This window comes from Polaromonas sp. P1_G4, assembly GCF_056405475.1.
The window spans coordinates 1-1,403 of sequence record NZ_JBFUCA010000781.1; the positions used below are offsets into that span (position 1 = coordinate 1).

The window sequence follows — 1,403 nt, forward strand, 5'->3', positions numbered from 1 at the left end:
GCAGGTTGGTGTTGGGGGTAGACGGCCAGTAACCGGTCTTGTTCATTTCGATGATTTCGTCCCAGGCCCAGAAGGCTTTGGGAAGCGTGGCCTTTTTGCTGGCTTCGATGGCTTTGGCCGACACGGCGTTAAAGCTGATGCCGGGCGGCAGCATCAGGCCTTTTTGCGAGCCGCTGATGCTGACGTCGACGCCCCACTCGTCGTGGCGGTAGTCGGCCGAGGCCAGGCCCGAAATGGTGTCGACCAGCAGCAGGGCCGGATGCCTGGCGGCGTCAATCGCCTTGCGCACGGCGGCAATGTTGCTGGTCACGCCGGTGGAAGTTTCGTTGTGCACCACGCAGACGGCCTTGATGCTGTGCTGGGTGTCGGCCTTCAGGCGCTCTTCAATCAGGTGGGCCTGCACGCCGTGGCGCCAGACGTCGGCGCCGGGATAGCCGATGACTTCGGTTTTGAGGCCCAGGCGCGCGGCCAGCTTTTGCCACAGCGCAGCAAAGTGGCCGGTTTCGTACATCAGCACATGGTCACCCGCATTCAGCGTATTGGAAAGTGCAGCTTCCCAGGCGCCGGTACCGGAGGCCGGGTAAATGATGACGGGTTGTTGGGTCTGGAAGATCTTCTTGATGTCGGCCAGCACCTTGAGGCCCAGCGCCGCGAATTCAGGGCCGCGGTGGTCGATGGTGGGCAGGCTCATGGCCCGCAGGACACGGTCAGGCACCGGCGAAGGGCCGGGAATTTGTAGAAAATGACGTCCGGTGGGGTGAAAGTCAAGCGTCAACATGGCGAAAAACTCCAGAAGTAGGACGCTATTTTTTGCATACAAAATTCATTTGTCAATAGAGCAAAGGGTTACAAATTGATTTGACACCCCTGTTTTTTGCATACAAAATTTGCTCATGGCTGCCGAAATCATTCCCATCCCCCGCGCTGCCCTTCACGAACAGGTGGCGCACCGCCTGCGCCAGATGCTGGTTGAAAACCGCATCCAGCCGGGCGCCAAGCTCAATGAACGCGAACTCAGCGAAGTTTTGAATGTCTCGCGCACGCCGCTGCGCGAGGCCATCAAGATGCTGGCCGCTGAAGGCCTGGTCGAGCTCTTGCCCAACCGCGGTGCGATAGCGGTGGAACTCACCGAAGCCGACGTGCTGAATACCTTTGAGGTCATGGCCGGGCTGGAGGCGCAATCGGGCGAACTGGCCGCGCAGCGCATCACCGACGACGAGCTGGCCGAAATCAAGGCCATGCACTTTGAAATGCTGGCCGCCTACACACGCCGCGACCTGCCCAACTACTACCGGCTCAACTCCGCCATTCACAGCGCCATCAACGCGGCCGCGAAGAACCCGGTGCTCACCACCACCTACCGGCAGGTCAATGCGCGCCTGCAGGCGCTGCGCTTTCGCTCC

Annotated in this window: 2 protein-coding genes; one reads left to right on the top strand and one right to left on the bottom strand. The window is 60.7% G+C overall.

Annotated features, from left to right (window positions below; translation table 11 throughout):
* A partial coding sequence (locus AC1D1X_RS23270; protein ID WP_477699341.1) for a pyridoxal-phosphate-dependent aminotransferase family protein occupies positions 1 to 778 on the bottom strand: 778 nt, incomplete at its 3' end.
* A 115-nt stretch (positions 779 to 893) separates the two neighbouring features.
* On the opposite strand from AC1D1X_RS23270, the gene AC1D1X_RS23275 reads away from it, so the two are divergent.
* On the top strand, positions 894 to 1,403 hold a 510-nt coding region (locus AC1D1X_RS23275), incomplete at its 3' end, for a GntR family transcriptional regulator (RefSeq protein WP_477699342.1).